Source organism: Pseudomonas sp. NPDC089422 (genome assembly GCF_044749405.1).
Lineage (GTDB): Bacteria > Pseudomonadota > Gammaproteobacteria > Pseudomonadales > Pseudomonadaceae > Aquipseudomonas.
In genome coordinates this window covers 482,442-502,014 of sequence record NZ_JBIVHW010000003.1, presented here as the reverse complement: position 1 = coordinate 502,014, position 19,573 = coordinate 482,442, and the positions used below count along the sequence as shown (strand labels likewise).

Below are 19,573 nucleotides of genomic sequence, written 5' to 3'. Positions count from 1 at the left end.
CGCTCGGCTCAGGAAACAGCACTGGCCCAAGAGTGCCCACTGCCGGGGCGCGATGGCAAGCCGCGATCGCGCAAAGCAAACTAAAGTTAAGGCACAGCAGTCCGACGCAATGCAGCCTTTACTGGCGTTGACAGAGGTCATCATGAAAATCCGCGAACTCGCCCAGCACTGGGAACAGAATGCCGCCGGCACCCTGAGCCCCACCGGCCACGCCTTGCACCTGGACCTCGAGTCCGAGGCACGCCTGGCTGCCCTGATCGACATGTACCCCAAGCGCACCGCCGAGGAACTGCTCGGCGAACTGGTCGCTGCCGCACTGGAGGAGCTGGAAGCCAGCTTCCCCTATGTACAGGGCCGGAAGGTCATCGCCACTGACGAGGAAGGTGACCCGCTGTTCGAAGACATCGGCCCGACCCCGCGTTTTCTGGCCCTTTCACGGCGCCATCTGCACGACCTCAGCAACACCGCCGACGACAGCGGCAACTGAGTGCACAACACGATTCTCCGGGCCTGCAACAGGCCCGGAACCATTCCAGGCGTCGAAAGTTCCGGGCAAATTTCGCTGACCGATTAGTCAGAAATAAATAGCAAAATGAGCATTTTTTTCTGAACCATTCAAAAAACGCTCAAGTCCCAGCCAATAGCCATCACGCTAAAACCCTGCACACTTGCCGTGGTGCATCGTTGAGCGCAAGCGCAGGCGATGCCAGGGATTGAGCGATGGACTGCTACGGACATCGTCGTTATCAGGAGTGATCCAATGGAACTGACCACCATCAAGACCCGCACCTCGAACGCCTCATACACTTCCGTGCGCGGGTTCAAACTGGCCGCGCTGGCCCTGGGCAGTAGCCTGGTCCTGGCCGGCTGTGCGGGCAACCCACCCACCGAGCAATATGCCGTGACCCAGTCCGCCGTGAACTCCGCCGTCAGCGCTGGCGGTACCGAGTTCGCCGCTGTGGAGATGAAATCGGCGCAAGACAAGTTCAAGCAGGCCGAAATCGCCATGCACGACAAGAAGTACGACGAAGCCAAACTGCTGGCCGAGCAGGCCGAGTGGGATGCACGTGTCGCCGAACGCAAGGCCCAGGCAGGCAAAGCCCAGAAGGCCGTGCAGGATGCCCGCCAGGGCGTTCAGGACGTACGTCAGGAAGGCCTGCGCAGCGTTGAATGAGCGCCGCCAAGCCAACCCAAGCCTTCGCAACTGATCAAAGGATGAACACTATGCGCAACTACGTCATGATCCCCGCCCTGTTGGCCCTGAGTGTCGGCCTTGCTGCCTGCTCCCACGACCCGAACCCCAACCTGGAATCGGCCCGCACCAACTTCTCGGCACTGCAGAGCGATCCACAGTCGAGCAAGGTCGCTGCGCTCGAGACCAAGGATGCCCAAGACTGGCTGAACAAGTCCGACAAGGCCTTCATGGAGCGTGAAGACAGCAAGAAAGTGGATCAACTGGCCTACCTGACCAACCAGCGTATCGAGGTGGCCAAGCAGACCATCGCCCTGCGTACCGCCGAAAACGAGCTGAAGAATGCTTCGGCCCAGCGTGCCCAGGCCAAGCTCGATGCCCGCGACGCGCAGATCGCCAAATTGCAGGACAGCCTCAACGCCAAGCAGACAGACCGCGGCACCCTGGTGACCTTCGGTGACGTGCTGTTCGACTTCAACAAGGCCACCCTCAAGGGCAACGCCTACCCGAACATCACCAAACTGGCCCAGTTCCTTCAGGAGAACCCGGAGCGCAAGGTGATCGTCGAGGGCTACACCGACAGCGTCGGCTCGGCCAACTACAACCAGGGCCTGTCCGAACGCCGCGCTACCAGCGTGCGCACGGCGCTGGTACGCGCAGGTGTGGACCCGGCGCGCATCGTCGCCCAGGGCTACGGCAAGGAGTATCCGGTGGCGGACAACGGCAGCAACTCGGGCCGCGCGCAGAACCGTCGGGTGGAGGTGACCATCTCCAACGACAACCAGCCAGTGGCACCGCGTACGGTGAGCCAGATTCAGCAATAAGGCCGGTCAGCAGAAATGAGAAAGCCCCGCTCGAAGCGGGGCTTTTCTTTCGCCTGTTCCGGCCTCTTCGCGGGCAAGCCCACTCCCACAGGTACCGCGCAGGCTCGAATCAGGCGCTATCCTGTAGGTGCGGGCTTGCCCGCGAAGAGGCCAGTGCAGGTGTTCGGCTCATTGCACCTGCTGCGGGGTTTCCTGGCCCATGCAGCGCACCGCGCGCTTGCGGCTGTCCACCAGCACGCCGGTCAGGCCCTTCTGCTCGGTATCGAACAGCACCAATACGCCATCCACGCACTGGGCCACCTGCGGCGCCGGGTCCAGGGAGACCTTGTAGTCCTCGCCAGGAATCGTCTTGAGCATGGTGAAGTCCTGCAGCAGCAGCGCATCCTCGGGTTTGGCGAAATGCAGGTAGCCGTAATACCAGAGGGCTCCCACCGTCACGATGATGCTGCCGACACCGGTCAGGATCAGCGGGATGGCGTTGCGTTCTTCACTCATTGCTTGTTCTTCTCGTCAGGGTAGTTGGGCACTTCGGCAAGCCGCCGCAGGCCGTTGAAATGGCTGGGGTCATCGAGGAAGCGCAGCATCACCTGGCGCCACACCGGGTCGGCGAAGGTCTGCACATGCCCCCCACGGGTCAACTGCAGCACCCGCGGTGGCGGTGCGTGCTGGTAGAGGCTGATGCCGTTGTCCATCGGCACCAGATGGTCGTCGATACTGTGGAAGAACAGCTTCGGCGGGCTGCTAAGTTGCTCGATCGAATGGATTGCACTGTCGCCGTCCGGTACCAGCCAGGACAGCGGCACCTGCAGCGGCCAGGTCATCCACGAGGTACTCAGGGCGTAACGGCCGACCGCACGGTAACTGGCTGGCACGCCGTCGAACACCAGGGCACTGAAGCGCTGGCGCTGCTCGGGGTGCTGCGCCAGGTAGTGGATCGCCATCGCTCCACCGAGGCTCTGGCCAAGCAGCACCAGGGGCTTGCCCTTGGCCTCGGGAGCCTGGGCCAGCCACGCCATTGCTGCGTCGATGTCCTGATAGACCTCGGGCAAGCTCGGCGAGCCCTCGGACAGGCCATAACCGCGGTAATCGATCATCAGCACCTGGTAGCCCTGCTCCGGTAACCAGTAGCTGCCGCCCAGGTGGCCCGGCAGGTTGCCGCCATTGCCGTGCAGGTGCAGCACCGTACCCTTCACCTGCACCCCTGCCTTGGCCGGCAGCCACCAACCGTGCAGGCGCACGCCATCGGCGGTGGTCAGGCTGATATCGCGGTATTCCAGCTTGGCCCGCTGCGGAGTGAACGGCTGGCCCGGCTCCGGGTAGAACAGCAGGCTGCTGCAGCCACCCAGACCTAGCAGGAGCAAGCCCAGGACCAGCAGGCGGCAGCGCTCAGAGAATGTTCGCGTAGTCGGCTTCAATGCGATCCAGGCTCAGGTGGTTGAGGAAGTTGGAGAAGCACATCCAGGCCGACAGCGCGTTGAGGTCGCGGAACTGCTCCGGCAGGTACTTGGGCGGCTCCACCAGCCCCTCCTCGACCAGTTGGCGCAGGGTGCGCATGTCTTCCAGGGTGGTCTTGCCGCAGAACAGCAACGGAATCTGCTCGAGCTTGCCCTTCTTCACGGCCAACTGAATGTAGTTGTAAACCATGATGAAGCCCTTGAGGTAGGACAAGTCCTTGGTGAATGGCAGGCCATTGGGCACCGAGCCGCGGAACACTCGGCTGGCGTTGCTGTAGCTTTGCGCCATCTCGAAGCCCTGCTCGCGGAAGAAGTCGAACACCTGCAGGAAATCGGCGCCCTCCTCGACCATGTGGATGGCGCGGGTGCGGTTGGTCAGCTTGCGCAGGCGGCTGGGGTAGGAAGCAAAGGCGATCACTTCCATGAGGATTGCCAGGCCTTCCTGGGTCACCGTCGACGAGGGCGGGCCCTTGGCCAGGAAGGTGCAGATCGGCTGGTTCAGGCCGTTGAGGGTGGTGCCCACGTGCACCAGCCCTTCATGCACCTCCAGCGCACGCACGTCACGGTTGTTGAACATGGCATCGGCGCGCACCTTGATGTAGTCGGCACCGGCTGCGGCATCGGCGACGATACCGTCCGATTCGAACACGCGGATGGTTTCCTCGGCCTCGCCGAACACCTTGTTCAGACGGCGCTGGAGGATGTCCACGGCCTCCTTGGCGGTCAGGTTCTTCGGCTCGTCCTTGAGGTCGCCACGCCCGTCGATGTTGTTCAGGTAGTCCGAGAGCATCAGCCCCAGGTCGGCCAGGGTCGGGTCACCGGCGTGAAAGGCGTCGGAAGCCGCGCCGTACAGCTCCTGGGAGATCAGCCCGAAGTCTTCGGTACCGCGGGCTTCGAGCATGCGCACGACCATGCGGTACTCGCGGCACATGCGCTTCATGATCTGCCCGACCGGGTTGAACTGGCCGAGCTGGCGAATGATGTCGCGCTCGATGGCCTGGAACTCGGCCTTCACCGCGCTGGAGTCGAACGACAGCGGGCGCGCCTGGTAGTAGGCGCGGTCAACGGCGGGCGGCTCCTTGCCCTTGGCCTTGAGAAAGCCCTGGCGAATGTTGTCGTCCCATTTCACCGCGTCCAGGACCCGGATCGGGGTCTGCGCCGCGACGATGCGGTCGGACAGGGCGCGGATGGTTTGCTGGTATTCGTCCACAGGGGACTCCTTGTAAGGGCCTATTCGCGGTATCCGCTATTTGCCGCTGCGCTGGAAGCGCGCCACTTCGACGAACAGGTCGGAGTTGGCCGGGTCATCCAGATACGCCAGCACCCGCGGCGACGGGCTGTCGATCAGCACGCCATCGCCGTTGTCCTCCGGCACCTCGATGCTGCGCCCGGTCAGTTCCTTCTTCGCGACCGCCTGCTGCACCTGCTCGACGTCGAGGTTGTAGACCACCAGTTCCTTGCCATCGACGATGTCGAAACCGCCGATCAGGAAGTTGCCACCCAGGCGCTTGGGCACCCCGGCCGACAGGTACCAGCGGTTGCCATGACGCGACACGGTGAAGGTGTACTCCTCCGGCGCCTTGCCCTTGGCCGTGGCCACTGCCTTGTAGGCATCGCCACCGCTGCGGCTGATGGTCAGCTTTAGCGGCTCGCCCCAGGCGTCCTTGCTGCTCCACTTGCCGAGCAGGGCCTTGGGCGCAGCCTGATTGCTCGGCAGCGGCTCATGAAAGGTCACCAGACAACCGCCCAGCAGGAGGAATGACAACGTCAACAGCACCACACGCCAGGCTTTCATCAGGTTCTCCTTGAAAGTTCGGTCTCAGCTCAGGCCGATGCCAACACCAGGTGCAGGTAACGGGTAAGCATAGCGAGCATCTGCCCATCGGCTTGCGCATCGGCATCCTTGAGCAGGCCCTGATATTCCATCTGCTCGATAATCGCCGTCAACATTTGGGCGTCCTGCTCCGGTTGCTGCGAGCCGACCACCTGCAGCAGCTGGCGGGCACCGTGCAGCAGAATCTGCTCATGCGCACACACCAGCTCGGCCAGGCGCGGGCACAACAAGGCCTCCTGGCGGAAGGCCTGCTCGGCCATCATGAAATCGCGGCGGTTGAGTAGCTGACGCTGGACATAGTCGGCGGTCATGCGGGCGATTTCGTCGGCCAGCCGCGCCCGTGACCGCACGCTGCCATCGCCCTGGGCCAGCATCTGGCGCAGGACCACTTCAGTGTTGGCCCAGAGTTTGGCCATGTAGGCGGCGCTACGCTCGACGTACTGGGCGAAGGTATCGGTGAGCAGGTCCTCGATGTCCTTGAAGTAGTAGGTGGTGGCCGACAGCGGCACACCCGCCTCGGCGGCCACGGCACGGTGGCGCACGCCACGCACGCCATCGCGCACGACGATGCGCATGGCGGCGTCGAGGATCAGTTGGCGGCGCTGCTCGCTGCCTTGACGGGCGGTCTTGCGACCCTGGTACTGCACGCTCTCGGCGACGGCGGTGGCAATGCCGGCGGCGCCTTGTTGGGCCATTACGGGTGTCACGGGGCGGTACCTCATGGTTCGAGTCATCTGCTGCCTGTACCGGCCCTATCGCGGCTGAAGCCGCTCCTACAGGACATCGAATACCTGTAGGAGCAGCTTCAGCCACGATAGGGCCGACACAGACAACATAAAGCTTCAGGCAAGAAAAAGCCGCCCCGAAAGGCGGCTTGTTCAGGTCACTCAGGCCTGTGGGCGCATGTGCGGGAACAGGATCACGTCGCGAATCGACGGCGAGTTGGTCAGCAGCATCACCAGGCGGTCGATGCCGATGCCTTCACCGGCGGTCGGCGGCATGCCGTACTCCAGGGCGCGGACGAAGTCGGCGTCGTAGTGCATGGCCTCGTCGTCACCGGCGTCCTTCTCGGCCACCTGGGCCAGGAAGCGCTCGGCCTGGTCTTCGGCATCGTTGAGCTCGGAGTAGGCGTTGGCGATCTCGCGGCCACCGATGAACAGCTCGAAGCGGTCGGTCACGGCCGGGTTGTCGTCGTTGCGACGGGCCAGCGGCGACACTTCGAACGGGTACTCGGTGATGAAGTGCGGCTGCTCCAGCTTGTGCTCGACCAGCTCTTCGAAAATCATCACCTGCAGCTTGCCCAGGCCTTCGTGGCCCAGCACCTTGGCGCCGGCCTTCTTGGCGATCTCGCGGGCGCGGTCGACGTCCTGCAGGTCGGCAGCGGTCAGCTGCGGGTTGTACTTGAGGATCGAGTCGAACACTGACAGGCGGGCGAACGGCTCGCCGAAGTGGAACACCTTGTCGCCGTACGGTACGTCGGTGGTGCCCAGTACCAGCAGCGCCAGCTCGCGGAACAGTTCCTCGGTGAGGTCCATGTTGTCGCGGTAGTCGGCGTAGGCCTGGTAGAACTCGAGCATGGTGAATTCAGGGTTGTGACGAGTCGAAACGCCTTCGTTACGGAAGTTGCGGTTGATCTCGAACACTTTTTCAAAGCCGCCAACCACCAGGCGCTTGAGGTACAGCTCCGGCGCGATACGCAGGAACATGGCCATGTCCAGGGCGTTGTGGTGGGTTTCGAACGGCTTGGCCGCGGCGCCGCCAGGGATGGTCTGCAGCATCGGCGTCTCGACTTCGAGGAAGTCGCGCTCGATGAGGAACTTGCGGATGTGCGAGATCACCTGCGAACGCACACGGAAGGTGTGGCGGGTCTCTTCGTTGACCATCAGGTCGACGTAGCGCTGACGGTAGCGCTGCTCGGTGTCGGTCAGGCCGTGGTGCTTGTCCGGCAGCGGGCGCAGCGACTTGGTCAGCAGGCGCACGTTGGTCATCTCGACGTACAGGTCGCCCTTGCCGGAACGGGCCAGGGTGCCTTCGGCGCTGATGATGTCGCCCAGGTCCCAGGTCTTGACCGCAGCCAGGGTTTCTTCCGGCAGGGTCTTGCGGTTGACGTAGACCTGGATGCGGCCGGTCATGTCCTGGATGACCATGAACGAGCCGCGGTTGAGCATGATGCGGCCGGCAACCTTGACCGGGATCGCGGCTGCTTCCAGCTCTTCCTTGGTCTTGTCCGCGTACTGTTTCTGCAGGTCGTTGCAGTAGCTGTCGCGACGGAAGTCGTTGGGGAAGGCATTGCCCTTGGCACGCTCGGCGGCAAGTTTTTCCTTGCGCAGGGCGATCAGGGCGTTTTCTTCCTGTTGCAGGTCTTGCGATTCGGTCTTGAGGTCGCTCATGTCGTCATTCTTTCCATCAGGTATTCGTTGCCCGTTCCGGGCAGGGCACGCGCTACCGGCGGGTGGCCTGGTAGCGCGGCAGTGGTGTACGGCTTACAGGCCCTGCTTGAGGCTCGCTTCCAGGTACTGGTCGATGTCGCCGTCCAGCACCTTGTTGCAGTCGCTGCGCTCGACGCCGGTGCGCAGGTCCTTGATGCGCGAGTCGTCGAGCACGTAGGAGCGGATCTGGTGGCCCCAGCCGATGTCCGACTTGCTGTCTTCCAGCGCCTGGGAGGCGGCGTTGCGCTTCTGCATTTCCAGCTCGTACAACTTGGCCCGCAGCATTTTCATGGCGGTGTCCTTGTTGGCGTGCTGGGAGCGTTCGTTCTGGCAGGCCACCACGGTGTTGGTCGGTACGTGGGTGATACGCACCGCCGAGTCGGTGGTGTTCACGTGCTGACCACCGGCACCGGAGGAGCGGTAGGTGTCGATGCGCAGGTCGGACGGGTTGATCTCGATCTCGACCTTGTCGTCGATCTCGGGGGACACGAACACCGCCGAGAACGAGGTGTGGCGACGCGCGCCGGAGTCGAACGGGCTCTTGCGCACCAGGCGATGCACGCCGATTTCGGTGCGCAACCAGCCGAAGGCGTACTCGCCCTTGATGTGCACGGTGGCGCCCTTGATGCCGGCGACTTCACCTTCGGACAGCTCGATGATGGTGGCGTCGAAGCCACGCTTGTCGGCCCAGCGCAGGTACATGCGCAGCAGGATGTTGGCCCAGTCCTGGGCCTCGGTGCCGCCGGAGCCGGCCTGGATGTCCAGGTAGGCGTTGTTCATGTCCATCTCGCCGCTGAACATGCGACGGAACTCAAGCTGGGCCAGGGATTCTTCCAGGGCCTGCAGCTCGGTCTCGACATCGCTGACAGCGCCTTCGTCACCTTCTTCGACGGCCATGTCGAGCAGGTCCTTGCAGTCGGCAAGGCCGTTGGCCATCTTGTCCAGGGTCTCGACGACCTGCGCCAGCATGGCACGCTCGCGGCCCAGGGCCTGGGCGTACTCGGGCTTGTTCCAGACGGCAGCGTCTTCCAGCTCGCGGTTGACTTCGATCAGGCGGTCATGCTTGTGATCGTAGTCAAAGATACCCCCGAATGGACAGGGAACGCTCGGTGAGGTCCTTGATGGTGTTCAGAATCGGTTGGATTTCCATGGGCGGGCAGCTCTCGTGCGAATTCGGTGAAAAGCCCGCGAGTATAACCCATCCACGGAGCGGCGGCAGCCCGTTGGGCAGCCGCATCGGCCTCAGGCGATGCCGACCTGGTTGCGCCCGTTGTTCTTGGCCAGATAGAGCCCCTTGTCCGCCGCCGAAATCAGCTGCCGGCAATGGCTGCCGATGGCCGGCGTCTGGGTCGCCAGGCCGATGCTCACGGTCAGGTGCGAGTCAGCGGTCGGCGCGCTGTGCGCGATGTTCAGGCCGAGCACGGTCTGGCGCAGTTTTTCTGCGACCAGGCGTGCGCCGCCGGGCGAGGTGTTGGGCAGCACCAGGGCGAACTCCTCGCCGCCGTAGCGCGCCGGCAGGTCGGTCGGCCGCGAGCAGGAACCGCGAATGGCCTCGGCCACCTGGCGCAAGGCCTCGTCGCCGGCCAGGTGGCCAAAGCTGTCGTTGAACACCTTGAAGTAATCGACATCGATCATCAGCAACGACAATTGCTGCTGCTCACGTATGGCCCGGCGCCACTCCAGCTCCAGGTACTCGTCGAAGTGACGGCGGTTGGACAGGCCGGTGAGGCCATCGGAATTCATCAGCCGCTGCAGCATCAGGTTGGTGTCGAGCAGTTGCTGCTGGCTCACGCGCAGGGCGCGGTAGGCCTCGTCGCGCTGCAGCAGGGTCAGGTAGGAGCGCGAGTGGTAGCGGATGCGCGCCACCAGCTCGATGGAGTCCGGCAACTTGACCAGGTAATCGTTGGCCCCGGCGGCGAAGGCCGCGCTCTTGACCAGCGGGTCTTCCTTGGTCGACAGGACGATGATCGGGATGTCCTGGGTGGCCGGGTTGTTGCGGTATTCACGCACCAAAGTCAGGCCGTCCAGGCCGGGCATGATCAGGTCCTGGAGGATCACCGTAGGCTTGATGCGCATGGCCTGGGCCACCGCCTGGTGCGGATCGGCACAGAAGTGGAAGTCGATGTTCTCTTCGTGGGCCAGGCCACGTCGCACTGCTTCGCCGATCATCGCCTGGTCATCGACCAGCAGGACCATTGCCGAATTCTCGTTGGGCGTCGCGAAGCCTTCGATCGGTAGATCAGTCATTCGAATTCACCTGATCACGGCCGTCCATGCGGCGCGATTCTATACATATCGTCATTTTGCAAAGATTTCCATCAAGCGCCCGGCAATGCGCTCAAGCGGGCGGATTTCTACCGCTGCATCGATTGCCGCAGCGGCCTTGGGCATGCCATACACCGCACTGCTGGACTGGTCCTGGGCAATTGTCAGAAAACCCTGCTGGCGCATCAGCTTCAGGCCCTGGGCGCCATCGCGCCCCATGCCGGTGAGCAGCACGCCCACCGCATCGCCGCTCCAGTAACGCGCCACACTCTCGAAGAACACGTCGATCGAGGGCCGGTAGATTTCGTTGACAGGTTCGGCAGTGTAGGCCAACTGGCCGCCCTGTAGCAGGCGGATATGGTGATTGGTGCCGGCCAGCAGCACCTGCCCGGGTTGTGGCGGCTCGCCTTCGCGGGCCAGGCGCACCGGCAAGCCGCAGGCGCTGGCGAGCCACTCGGCCATGCCGGCGGCAAACACCTGGTCAACATGCTGGACCAGCACGATCGAGGCCGGAAAGCCACGCGGCAGGCCTTTGAGCAGCACTTCGAGCGCGGCTGGGCCACCTGCGGATGAGCCAATCGCCACCAGGCCCCTGCGCTGGGAGGCCTCGCGCAGGGGGGCGGCGAGCGACTTGCTCGCACCGGGCCGCTGCTGGCCGATCAACCAGCCGATGTTGAGGATCTTGCGCAGCAGCGGCGCCGCTGCCTCACGTGCGTCACCCGCGCCCAGCGCGGGGGTATCGACCACATCCAGGGCGCCATGGCCCATGGCCTCGAACACCCGGTGCACGTTCTGCTTGCGGTCGACCGTGACGATGACGATGGCACACGGCGTTTCGGCCATGATCCGCCGGGTCGCCTCGACGCCATCCATCACCGGCATGATCAGGTCCATGAGAATCAGGTCGGGGGTATCCTCGGCGCACATGCGCACCGCTTCGGCGCCATTGCTGGCTACCCAGATCACCTGGTGCGCGGGCTCGAAAGCCAGGGCCCGGCGCAACGCCTCTACTGCCATGGGCATATCATTGACGATGGCGACCTTCATCCCTGAGCACCTCCGATCAGTTCCACCACGGCATCCAGCAACGCATCATCGTGGAAGCTGGCCTTTGCCAAATAGTAGTCGGCCCCAGCGTCCAGGCCACGTCGGCGATCTTCTTCACGGTCCTTGTACGACACCACCATCACCGGCAGCGACTGCAACCGCTGGTCGCGGCGCACCAGGGTGACCAGTTCGATGCCGTCCATGCGCGGCATGTCGATGTCGGTGATCAGCAGGTCGAAGTCCTCGCCACGCAGGGCGTTCCAGCCATCCATGCCATCCACCGCCACCGCGACGTCGTAGCCACGATTGCTCAGCAGCTTGCGTTGCAGTTCGCGCACGGTGAGCGAGTCGTCGACCACCAGGATGCGCTTGCGGCTGGCACCTCGCGCCCCTTGCGCGCCGCGCTCGATACGCTCCAGGCGGCCAGTGCTGAGCAGCTTTTCGACCGAGCGCAGCAAGTCTTCGACATCGATGATCAGCACCACCGAGCCATCGTCCAGCAAGGCCCCTGCGGAGATGTCCTGGACCTTGCCCAGACGCGGGTCGAGCGGCATGACCACCAGCACCCGCTCACCGATCAGGCGCTCCACGGCCACCCCGTAAAGCTGCTCACGCTCACGGATCACCACCACCCGCAGGCTGCTGGCCTCACCCTGCCCTGCCGGCCGGTTGAGCAACTGGCTGGCAGCTACCAGGCCAATATGCCGGCCTTCGTGCCAGAAGTGCTGGCGGCCCTCGATCTGCACGATTTCATCGGCCGCCACCTCGAGGGTGCGCTCGATATGCGCCAGCGGGAACGCATAGGCCTCACCGCCCACTTCCACCACCAGGCTGCGCACCACCGACAGGGTCAGCGGCACCTCGAGGTGGAAACGACAGCCCTGGCCGGGCGCCTGGGTCAGCTCGATCGAACCGCGCAGGTCGCGGACCATGTGTTGCACCGCATCCAGGCCAACCCCACGGCCAGACACTTCAGTGACCTTGTCGCGCAGGCTGAAGCCCGGCAGGAACAGGAAGGTCAGCAACTCGGCCTCGCTCATCTGCGCGACGGTGTCGGCCGGCGACAGGCCGCGCTCGACGATGTTGCGCTTGAGGCGCTCAAGGTCGATGCCAGCGCCGTCATCGCTCAGCTCAAGGATCAGCAGCCCGGCCTGGTGTGAAGCACGCAGGCGGATCGTGCCTTCCTCCGGCTTGCCCGCCAGCAGGCGCCGCTCGGGCAGTTCAATGCCGTGGTCGACGGCATTGCGCAGCAAGTGGGTCAACGGCGCTTCGAGCTTTTCCAGCACGTCGCGATCGACCTGGGTCTTCTCGCCTTCGATCTGCAATTGCACCTGCTTGCCAAGCGAACGCCCGAGGTCACGAACCATGCGGCTCTGGCCGGTGAGCACGTCGGCAAACGGGCGCATGCGGCAAGCCAGTGCCGTGTCATACAACAACTGGGCACGCTGGCTGGCCTGCCAGCCGAACTCGTCGAGGTCGGCGGCCTGCTGCTGCAGGATCTGCTGGGTTTCCAGCAACAGGCGCTGGGTCTGGGCCAGGGCGTCGAGTACTTCAGGGCTCTGGCCACTGTCTTCGAGCTGGGTTTTCAGGCCGTCGAGCGCTCGCATGCCCTGGCCATGCATGCGCTTTAGGCGCTGCAAGGTGGCCAGATAGGGCTTGAGGCGCTGGGTCTCGACCAACGACTTGCTCGACAGGTCGAGCAGGCTGTTCAGGCGGTCGGCGGTCACCCGCAAGACCCGCTCACCACCCTCGCCCGCGCGCTTGCCGGCCTTGCGCGGCACAGCGGGCTCCACCTCGGCTTCAGCGGCTGGCGCCACCGGCTCGGGCTGGGCTGGCGGAACCACCGGCAACGCGGGTTCGAGCGTAACCGCAGTGGGTACTGGCGCGGCGCCGGGGTCGAGCAAACTGGCCATCTGCACCAGAAACGCCGGCACCAGTGCTTCGCCGTTCGGATCGCCGGGCGTGGCGATGTGCATCAGCAGGTCGGTGCCGCGCAGCAACGCATCGATGTGCTCGGCGCGCAACAGCAGCCGGCCTTCCTGGGCCGCCACCAGGCAGTCTTCCATGACATGGGCGACGCTGACCCCGGCATCGATGCCGACGATGCGAGCCGCACCTTTCAACGAATGTGCCGCACGCATGCAGGCTTCCAGCTGGTCGGCCTGGGTCGGGTTGCGTTCCAGTGCCATCAGCCCGGTGCTCAGCACCTGGGTTTGCGCCTCGGCCTCCAGGCTGAACAGTTCGAGCAGCGATGCGTCGCGCATTTGCTCTGGGGTCATGACAGGCTCCGCTGCACGGCAGACAGTAAGTGTTGATCGTCCAGCACCCGCACGCTGCGCCCGCGCCACTGCAAGACTGCGGCGGTGAACGGTGCGGCATCTTCGGCAACCCCCTGCAATGTGGCATCGAGGCGGTGAATGCCATCGATCTCATCCACCGCCATGACCACTGGCCCGTCCGACGCCGCCAGGATCAGCATGCGCGGCATCGCCCGACCGCTGCGCGCCTGCTCGGGCAAACGCGCCACGCCCAGCAGATCGCCCAGCGACAGGCACGGCACCAGCGCACCGCGCACGTTGGCGACCCCTTGCAGTACCCGGGAGCGCTGATGCGGCAACGAATGCACCGGTTGCAGCGGGGCGATCTCGGCCAGGCAAGCAGTGGCCAGGGCCAGCCATTCCTCGCCCAGACGGAACAGCAGCAGCGAACGCCCGGCCGAGGTCTCGACGGGGGCGGTTTCGTGTGCCAGGTCCGCGTCAATCAGCGCGTAGCGGTCGAGCAGGCGCGTGGCCGCCGCCGCGTAGACTTCGCAGTTGCGACAATGGATATGCCGCTCCAGCAACGGGCAGTCCTTGTTGCCGTGTACACCAATACGGTTCCAGCAGTCGTCGATGCGCTCATCGTCCTGGGCCAGCAGCGCGATCGCGTGTTCGGCTTTCATCGTTCAGACTCCCGACCAACCCGTGCCGCCCGCTCCTGCAGGCGGCGTGCACCGGCTTCGTCGCCTTGGGCCGCCAGCAGCGTGGCCAGGTGCAACAATGCCTCAGGATGCTGAGGCTCCAGGTACAGCGCCTTGCGGTAAAGGTTCAGCGCCTGTTGCGCATCACCTTCGGTATCGCACAACAGCCCCAGCCAGAAGTAGACCTGGGCCTTGGGCGCGAACTGGCGCAGATAGCGCTGGCAACTGGCGCGGGCCTGGGCACTGTCGCCGGCATTGGCCTGGCGCGCGATGCTGGCCAGCAACTCGCTTTCGCTCTCTCGCGGTTCGGCTGCCGGGGCCGCAGGAGGCACCACGCGCAAGGGCCGCGCAGGTGGCACAGATGGCGGCCGCGGGCGGCTGGAAACCACCGTGGTGGGCCGCTGCAGTGGTGGCAGAACGGGCACAGCCGGCACATCGGCGGGTTGACGAACGTAGGCAAACGACTGGGCAATGCCCAGCGGCCGCATGCCCAACCGCGCCAGCAGGCTGCCTTCGGCAGGGCCGATGAACAGCACGCCCTGCGGCTGCGTCAGGCGTTTGAGCACCTCGAACACACGCTGCTGGGTCGGCACATCGAAATAGATCAGCAGGTTGCGGCAGAACACGAAATCGTACAGGCCGTTGCGGGCGGCCAGCGCCGGGTCGAGCACATTGCCCACTTCCAGGTTCACCGGCTGGCGTACCTGCTCATCCAGCGTGTGGCCGTCCTCACCTTCTTGGAAATGCCGCTGGCGAAACCCAAGTTCGGCGCCGCGGAACGAGTTGCGCCCATACACGCCCTGTATGCCTTTGGCCACCGAGCTGGGGCTGATATCGATACCGTCGATGCGGAAAGCGGCCGGGTTCATACCGGCATCGAGCAAGGCCATGGCCAGCGAGTATGGCTCCTCGCCGGTGGAGCACGGCAAGCTGAGCAGGCGCAACGGCCGCTCTCCGGCCAGTTCGGGCAGGCGCTTCTGGGCCAGGCCGACCAGCGCGGTGAACGACTCCGGGTAGCGGAAAAACCAGGTTTCCGGAACGATCACGGCCTCGATCAGCGCCAGTTGCTCATCCGGCGATTGCTGCAGGCGGACCCAGTAGTCATCCAGATCAGCGGCATTCAGGGCGACACAGCGCTGGCGCAAGGCCCGCTCCACCATCGGCACGCCAACCGACTCGACATCCAGGCCGATGCGCTCCTGCAGGTAGCGGAAGAAACGTTGCTCGCTCATGGCGCCACCTGCCCCGACGGGTGTGGGAACAGCAGCTCGCGGACGCTATCTGGCAGCAATTCGTCCACCTCGATCCGTTGCAGCAGGCCCTGGGCGTCCTGGCGGACCGGGCCCAGGTACCGCGCTTCACCGTTGTCCAGGCCATAGGGCTGGAACTCGTCCGGCATGCAACGCAGGGTTTCGGTGGCTTGCTCGAGGATCAGCCCCAGCACCTGTGCGTGACGGTATCGCACCAGCACCAGGCGCGTGCTGGTGCGCTCGGCGGCCGGCTGGGCAAAGCTCAGCGCACTCAGGTCGACCACCGGCACCAGCACACCGCGATGCGCCAGGATGCCGGCCACCCAGGCCGGCGCCTGGGCAATCGGCTTAAGCGGCCGCCGTGGCAGCACCTCGATCACGTCGCGCACGTCCAGGGCGAAGCGCTGCTGGTTGAGGCGAAACTGCAGATACAGCGTGCCCTTGGCGCTTGCCGCCGCTGCCGGGTAGGAATGCAGGTCGGTCATGGTAATCAGACTTTGAAGCGCGATACACCACCGCGCAGGCCAGCCGCCACCTGGCTCAACTCATCGATGGCAAAGCTGGCCTGACGCAGCGACTCCACCGTCTGCGTGCTGGCATCGCTGAGCTGGGCCAGCGCCTGGTTGATCTGCTCGGCTCCGGTGGCCTGGGCCTGCATGCCCTCGTTGACCATCAGCACCCGCGGTGCCAGGGCCTGGACCTGGTGAATGATCTGGCTCAGTTGCTCGCCCACCTGCTGAACCTCGAACATGCCGCGGCGCACTTCTTCGGAGAACTTGTCCATGCCCATCACCCCGGCCGACACCGCCGACTGGATCTCGCGCACCATCTGCTCGATGTCGTAGGTGGCCACGGCCGTCTGGTCGGCCAGGCGCCGCACCTCGGTGGCGACCACGGCAAAACCGCGGCCATATTCACCGGCCTTCTCCGCCTCGATGGCGGCATTGAGCGAGAGCAGGTTGGTCTGGTCGGCCACCTTGACGATGGTCACCACCATCTGCGTGATGTTGCTGGCCTTTTCGTTGAGGATCCCCAGCTTGGCGTTGACCAGGTCGGCGGCGCCCATCACCTGGTGCATGGTCTCTTCCATGCGCGCCAGGCCCTGCTGGCCGGAGCCGGCCAGGCTCGAGGCCTGGTCAGCGGCGGAGGTAACCTCGGTCATGGTGCGTACCAGGTCGCGCGAGGTGGCGGCGATTTCACGCGAGGTGGCGCCGATCTCGGTGGTGGTGGCGGCCGTTTCGGTGGCGGTGGCCTGCTGTTGCTTGGAGGTGGCGGCAATCTCGGTGACCGAGGTGGTCACCTGCACCGACGAGCGCTGTGCCTGGGCCACCAGGTTGGCCAGGGCTTCGGCCATTTCGTTGAAGCCGCTTTCGATGGCGCCGAATTCATCCTTGCGGTCCAGGCTCAGGCGCATGCTCAGGTCGCCCGAACGCAGTTTGTCGAGGGCGTGCACCACGCGCTGTACCGGTGCGGTAATGGCGCGCATCAACAGCAAGCCGCAAATACCGGCAGCCACGATCGCCAGCAGCAGCGAGACCATCATGCTGCCCTTGGCGGTGCTTACGGCACTGACGATTTCATGGGTGGCGGCGTCTGCCGACTCGCGGTTGTGCTCGATCACCGTGTTGAGGTGCTTGCGCCCGTTCACCCAGGCCGGGGTAAGCACTTCGCCGATCAGCCGTTCGGCTTCGCTGTAGTTGCGCTGACGGTAGGCATCGAGCACCTCCCCGACCACCTTGAGGTAGTTTTCCTCGAGCTTGACGAAGGTGTCGAAGCGCTCCTGGTCGTCGGTGTCCTGAATGGTGCCCTGGTAGCTGGCCATGTACTGCTTGAGGCGATCGTCGAAGCTCTTGTACAGCTCCATGTCGGCCGAGGTGATTTCGCGGTGGTTGGACAGGCCCACCAGCTGCTGGGTGGTGACGTAGCTGTCGACCCAGGCACTGCGGATCATCGAGCTGTAGTAGACCCCTGGAATGCTGTCTGTCCCCACCGCTTCCTCGGCAGTTTCGATCGTCACCAGCCGCGAGTAGGCGGCTACGATCATCAGCAGCATGATGGCGATGATCACGGCGAAACTTGCCAGGATCCGTTGGCGCAAGGTCCAGTTCTTCACATTCAGCCCTCAGGAATTCACAACGAGCGGGAAAAATTGCCGAAGTATAGCCCAGGCTTCCTACGCTTTTGCGGCTGACATGCGAGGTATTCAGGCCGCTATCCCTGACGGACAGGCCATTTGCCAGTTCATTGACCTGCGGCAAGCCGTACCTGGTTCTCCAGTTCCTGACGCAGGGCGGGGTCAAGGCGAAGCTGCCGGGCCAGTTCGTCGAGGTAGGCACGCTCCATGAAGTTCTCCTGGTCGACCATCATCACGCTGGCCAGGTACATCTCGGCAGCCATCTCCGGTGTTTGTGCGGCGCGGGCAACTTCGGCCGGGTCCAGCGGCTTGTTCAGCTCGTCGTGCAACCAGCGCTGCAGGTCGCGGTCGCTGTCCAGGCGGGTGAACTCGCCTTCGATCAGGGCCCGTTCGCGCTCGTCGATATGGCCATCGGACTTGGCCGCCGCCACCAGTGCGCGCAGCACCGCCTGGCTGTGCTGCTCGGCCTGGGCGGGCGGCAGGCGATCGAGGGTCTGCGGTTCGCTTGCGGCCACCTGCTGACGCGCCTGCCAGTTGCCATAGGCCTTGTAGGCCAGCACACCGAGTGCGGCCAGACCGCCATAGGTGAGGGCCTTGCCGCCATATTTGCGGGCCTTCTTGCTACCCAGCAGCAAGCCCAGCGCACCGCCACCCAGCAGCCCACCACCCGCCCCGGAAAGCAGGCCGCCCAGGCCATTCGCTCCCGGCGCAGGTTTGCCGGGAGCGGATGGCTTGTTCAGCAGCTCCTGGCCAGATTTCAGCAGTTGATCGAGCAAGCCACGGGTGTTCATGTGCAGGTCTCCACGCGTTGGTAGTCAGCCGACAGAGTAAGCCTTGGCCGTTTACAGGCCGTGCCCCGATTTGCTTCTGGATGTTGCATTAGCTGGCAAAAAGCCAACTAGACTCGACCACTGCCCCGACCAAAATCTCCAAGAAGAGGGAACACCATGTCAGTGCACAAGACCGCATTGCTCGGCGCCGTGACCGGCGCGCTGCTGGCCAGCGCCGGCCTGCAGGCCGCCGAGTTGCCCAAGGCCCTGGGCGCCGGCGAAGGCCGGCTGGATATCGTTGCCTGGCCCGGCTACATCGAGCGCGGTGAAAGCGACAAGGCCTACGACTGGGTCACGGGCTTCGAAAAGGAAACCGGCTGCAAGGTCAGCGTCAAGACCGCTGCCACCTCCGATGAGATGGTCAGCCTGATGACCAAGGGTGGCTACGATCTGGTCACCGCGTCCGGCGACGCCTCGCTGCGCCTGATCGTTGGCAAGCGCGTACAACCCATCAACACTGCGTTGATCCCTAACTGGAAGAACATCGACCCGCGCCTGCAGAACGGTGGCTGGTACGTGGTCGACAAACAGGTGTATGGCACGCCGTACCAATGGGGCCCGAACGTGCTGCTGTACAACACCAATACCTTCAAGCAGGCACCGACCAGCTGGAGCGTGGTGTTCGAGCCCCAAGACCTGCCCGATGGCAAGCCGAACAAAGGCCGCGTGCAGGCGTATGACGGGCCGATCTACATCGCCGACGCGGCGCTGTACCTGAAGTCGGCCAAACCCGAGCTGGGCATCAAGGACCCGTACGAGCTCAATGAAGCACAGTACAAGGCCGTGCTCGAACTGTTGCGTCAGCAGCAACCGCTGATCCACCGTTACTGGCACGACGCCACGGTGCAGATGAGCGACGTGAAGAACGAAGGCGTGGTCGCCTCCAGTTCGTGGGGTTACATGGTCAATGGCCTGAAGGCCGAGAACCAGCCGGTGGCCTCGACCATTCCCAAGGAAGGCGCCACCGGCTGGGCCGACACCACCATGCTGCACAGCGAGGCCAAGCACCCCAATTGCGCCTACAAGTGGATGGACTGGTCGCTGCAACCCAAGGTGCAGGGCGATGTCGCGGCCTGGTTCGGCTCGTTGCCGGCAGTGCCGGCGGCCTGCACCGGCAGTGAGTTGCTGGGGGCGGAAGGGTGCAAGACCAACGGCTTCGACAACTTCGACAAGATCGCCTTCTGGAAGACGCCACAGGCCCAGGGGGGCAAGTTCGTGCCCTATAGCCGCTGGACCCAGGATTACATAGCGATCATGGGCGGGCGCTAGCACCGGCCTGTAGCAGATGTGTTGCCTGACTTGGGGCTGCTGCGCAGCCCTTTCCGACCGGTCCGGCGCCCCGGCGAGGCCGCTCC

The 19,573-nt window shown here is 64.4% G+C and carries 19 protein-coding genes; 4 read left to right on the top strand and 15 right to left on the bottom strand.

Annotated elements, in window-relative coordinates; translation table 11 throughout:
• The first annotated feature begins 142 nt into the window (after positions 1-142).
• From ACIPZ8_RS08440 to ACIPZ8_RS08430, 3 genes are all read left to right on the top strand, one after another.
• A complete protein-coding gene (locus tag ACIPZ8_RS08440) occupies positions 143-487 on the top strand; it encodes a pilin assembly protein (RefSeq protein WP_400721457.1) in 345 nt (114 codons plus the stop codon).
• A gap of 273 nt (positions 488-760) precedes the next feature.
• Positions 761-1,174: a DUF4398 domain-containing protein gene (locus tag ACIPZ8_RS08435; protein ID WP_400721455.1), complete on the top strand. Its 414-nt coding sequence runs from the start codon at positions 761-763 to the stop codon at positions 1,172-1,174.
• Positions 1,175-1,224: 50 nt separating this feature from the next.
• Positions 1,225-2,016 (top strand): OmpA family protein, encoded by a 792-nt coding sequence (locus tag ACIPZ8_RS08430; RefSeq protein WP_400721452.1) that lies wholly within the window; start codon positions 1,225-1,227, stop codon positions 2,014-2,016.
• 168 nt (positions 2,017-2,184) lie between these two features.
• Here the strand turns inward: ACIPZ8_RS08430 and ACIPZ8_RS08425 are convergent, their stop codons facing one another.
• From ACIPZ8_RS08425 to ACIPZ8_RS08355, 15 genes are all read right to left on the bottom strand, one after another.
• Positions 2,185-2,511 (bottom strand): hypothetical protein, encoded by a 327-nt coding sequence (locus ACIPZ8_RS08425; RefSeq protein ID WP_261942911.1) that lies wholly within the window; start codon positions 2,509-2,511, stop codon positions 2,185-2,187.
• Positions 2,508-3,431 carry an alpha/beta hydrolase gene (locus ACIPZ8_RS08420; RefSeq protein WP_400721449.1) on the bottom strand — a complete coding sequence of 308 codons (924 nt, stop codon included), beginning with the start codon at positions 3,429-3,431 and terminating at the stop codon, positions 2,508-2,510. The genes ACIPZ8_RS08425 and ACIPZ8_RS08420 overlap by 4 nt, the downstream gene beginning before the upstream one ends.
• Positions 3,403-4,680, bottom strand: a complete 1,278-nt coding sequence (locus tag ACIPZ8_RS08415) for a flavohemoglobin expression-modulating QEGLA motif protein (protein ID WP_400721446.1) — start codon at positions 4,678-4,680, stop codon at positions 3,403-3,405. Before ACIPZ8_RS08415 ends, ACIPZ8_RS08420 begins: the two co-directional genes overlap by 29 nt.
• A gap of 36 nt (positions 4,681-4,716) precedes the next feature.
• Positions 4,717-5,265 (bottom strand): hypothetical protein, encoded by a 549-nt coding sequence (locus ACIPZ8_RS08410; protein ID WP_400721444.1) that lies wholly within the window; start codon positions 5,263-5,265, stop codon positions 4,717-4,719.
• Positions 5,266-5,294: 29 nt separating this feature from the next.
• Positions 5,295-5,999: a TetR/AcrR family transcriptional regulator gene (locus ACIPZ8_RS08405; RefSeq protein WP_400721441.1), complete on the bottom strand. Its 705-nt coding sequence runs from the start codon at positions 5,997-5,999 to the stop codon at positions 5,295-5,297.
• Between the two features lie 192 nt (positions 6,000-6,191).
• Positions 6,192-7,694 (bottom strand): lysine--tRNA ligase, encoded by a 1,503-nt coding sequence (lysS, locus tag ACIPZ8_RS08400; protein ID WP_400721438.1) that lies wholly within the window; start codon positions 7,692-7,694, stop codon positions 6,192-6,194.
• Between the two features lie 93 nt (positions 7,695-7,787).
• A protein-coding gene (prfB, locus tag ACIPZ8_RS08395) for a peptide chain release factor 2 (protein WP_103445435.1) occupies positions 7,788-8,883 on the bottom strand; the annotation gives its coding sequence in 2 pieces (ribosomal slippage) (positions 7,788-8,810 and positions 8,812-8,883; 1,095 coding nt in all).
• Between the two features lie 92 nt (positions 8,884-8,975).
• Entirely contained in the window at positions 8,976-9,980 is a 1,005-nt protein-coding gene (gene wspR / locus ACIPZ8_RS08390; protein ID WP_400721435.1) for a Wsp signal transduction system regulator diguanylate cyclase WspR, read from the bottom strand.
• A gap of 51 nt (positions 9,981-10,031) precedes the next feature.
• Positions 10,032-11,045 carry a chemotaxis response regulator protein-glutamate methylesterase gene (locus ACIPZ8_RS08385; protein WP_400721432.1) on the bottom strand — a complete coding sequence of 338 codons (1,014 nt, stop codon included), beginning with the start codon at positions 11,043-11,045 and terminating at the stop codon, positions 10,032-10,034.
• Positions 11,042-13,324 carry a hybrid sensor histidine kinase/response regulator gene (locus ACIPZ8_RS08380; RefSeq protein ID WP_400721429.1) on the bottom strand — a complete coding sequence of 761 codons (2,283 nt, stop codon included), beginning with the start codon at positions 13,322-13,324 and terminating at the stop codon, positions 11,042-11,044. The genes ACIPZ8_RS08385 and ACIPZ8_RS08380 overlap by 4 nt, the downstream gene beginning before the upstream one ends.
• The gene (locus tag ACIPZ8_RS08375) at positions 13,321-13,986 is read right to left on the bottom strand and encodes a chemotaxis protein CheW (RefSeq protein WP_400721426.1); all 666 of its coding nucleotides are present in this window, start codon (positions 13,984-13,986) and stop codon (positions 13,321-13,323) included. The genes ACIPZ8_RS08380 and ACIPZ8_RS08375 overlap by 4 nt, the downstream gene beginning before the upstream one ends.
• Positions 13,983-15,236, bottom strand: coding sequence for a CheR family methyltransferase (locus ACIPZ8_RS08370; RefSeq protein ID WP_400721424.1), 1,254 nt, complete (start codon positions 15,234-15,236; stop codon positions 13,983-13,985). The genes ACIPZ8_RS08375 and ACIPZ8_RS08370 overlap by 4 nt, the downstream gene beginning before the upstream one ends.
• A complete protein-coding gene (locus ACIPZ8_RS08365; protein WP_400721421.1) occupies positions 15,233-15,739 on the bottom strand; it encodes a chemotaxis protein CheW in 507 nt (168 codons plus the stop codon). The genes ACIPZ8_RS08370 and ACIPZ8_RS08365 overlap by 4 nt, the downstream gene beginning before the upstream one ends.
• A gap of 5 nt (positions 15,740-15,744) precedes the next feature.
• The gene (locus ACIPZ8_RS08360; protein WP_400721418.1) at positions 15,745-17,367 is read right to left on the bottom strand and encodes a methyl-accepting chemotaxis protein; all 1,623 of its coding nucleotides are present in this window, start codon (positions 17,365-17,367) and stop codon (positions 15,745-15,747) included.
• A 128-nt stretch (positions 17,368-17,495) separates the two neighbouring features.
• A complete protein-coding gene (locus ACIPZ8_RS08355; protein WP_400721415.1) occupies positions 17,496-18,179 on the bottom strand; it encodes a tellurite resistance TerB family protein in 684 nt (227 codons plus the stop codon).
• A gap of 156 nt (positions 18,180-18,335) precedes the next feature.
• Between ACIPZ8_RS08355 and ydcS the strand changes: the two genes are divergently transcribed.
• Positions 18,336-19,487, top strand: coding sequence for a putative ABC transporter substrate-binding protein YdcS (gene ydcS, locus ACIPZ8_RS08350; RefSeq protein ID WP_400721412.1), 1,152 nt, complete (start codon positions 18,336-18,338; stop codon positions 19,485-19,487).
• Positions 19,488-19,573 lie beyond the last annotated feature (86 nt).

Coding starts and splice junctions, on each gene's coding strand:
- lysS (WP_400721438.1), bottom strand. CDS start 7,694: ATGAGCGACCTCAAGACCGAATCGCAAGACCTGCAACAGGAAGAAAAC.
- ACIPZ8_RS08425 (WP_261942911.1), bottom strand. CDS start 2,511: ATGAGTGAAGAACGCAACGCCATCCCGCTGATCCTGACCGGTGTCGGC.
- ACIPZ8_RS08370 (WP_400721424.1), bottom strand. CDS start 15,236: ATGAGCGAGCAACGTTTCTTCCGCTACCTGCAGGAGCGCATCGGCCTG.
- ACIPZ8_RS08440 (WP_400721457.1), top strand. CDS start 143: ATGAAAATCCGCGAACTCGCCCAGCACTGGGAACAGAATGCCGCCGGC.
- ACIPZ8_RS08435 (WP_400721455.1), top strand. CDS start 761: ATGGAACTGACCACCATCAAGACCCGCACCTCGAACGCCTCATACACT.
- ACIPZ8_RS08430 (WP_400721452.1), top strand. CDS start 1,225: ATGCGCAACTACGTCATGATCCCCGCCCTGTTGGCCCTGAGTGTCGGC.
- ACIPZ8_RS08355 (WP_400721415.1), bottom strand. CDS start 18,179: ATGAACACCCGTGGCTTGCTCGATCAACTGCTGAAATCTGGCCAGGAG.
- wspR (WP_400721435.1), bottom strand. CDS start 9,980: ATGACTGATCTACCGATCGAAGGCTTCGCGACGCCCAACGAGAATTCG.
- ACIPZ8_RS08380 (WP_400721429.1), bottom strand. CDS start 13,324: ATGACCCCAGAGCAAATGCGCGACGCATCGCTGCTCGAACTGTTCAGC.
- ACIPZ8_RS08385 (WP_400721432.1), bottom strand. CDS start 11,045: ATGAAGGTCGCCATCGTCAATGATATGCCCATGGCAGTAGAGGCGTTG.
- ACIPZ8_RS08365 (WP_400721421.1), bottom strand. CDS start 15,739: ATGACCGACCTGCATTCCTACCCGGCAGCGGCGGCAAGCGCCAAGGGC.
- ydcS (WP_400721412.1), top strand. CDS start 18,336: ATGTCAGTGCACAAGACCGCATTGCTCGGCGCCGTGACCGGCGCGCTG.
- ACIPZ8_RS08375 (WP_400721426.1), bottom strand. CDS start 13,986: ATGAAAGCCGAACACGCGATCGCGCTGCTGGCCCAGGACGATGAGCGC.
- ACIPZ8_RS08410 (WP_400721444.1), bottom strand. CDS start 5,265: ATGAAAGCCTGGCGTGTGGTGCTGTTGACGTTGTCATTCCTCCTGCTG.
- ACIPZ8_RS08405 (WP_400721441.1), bottom strand. CDS start 5,999: ATGGCCCAACAAGGCGCCGCCGGCATTGCCACCGCCGTCGCCGAGAGC.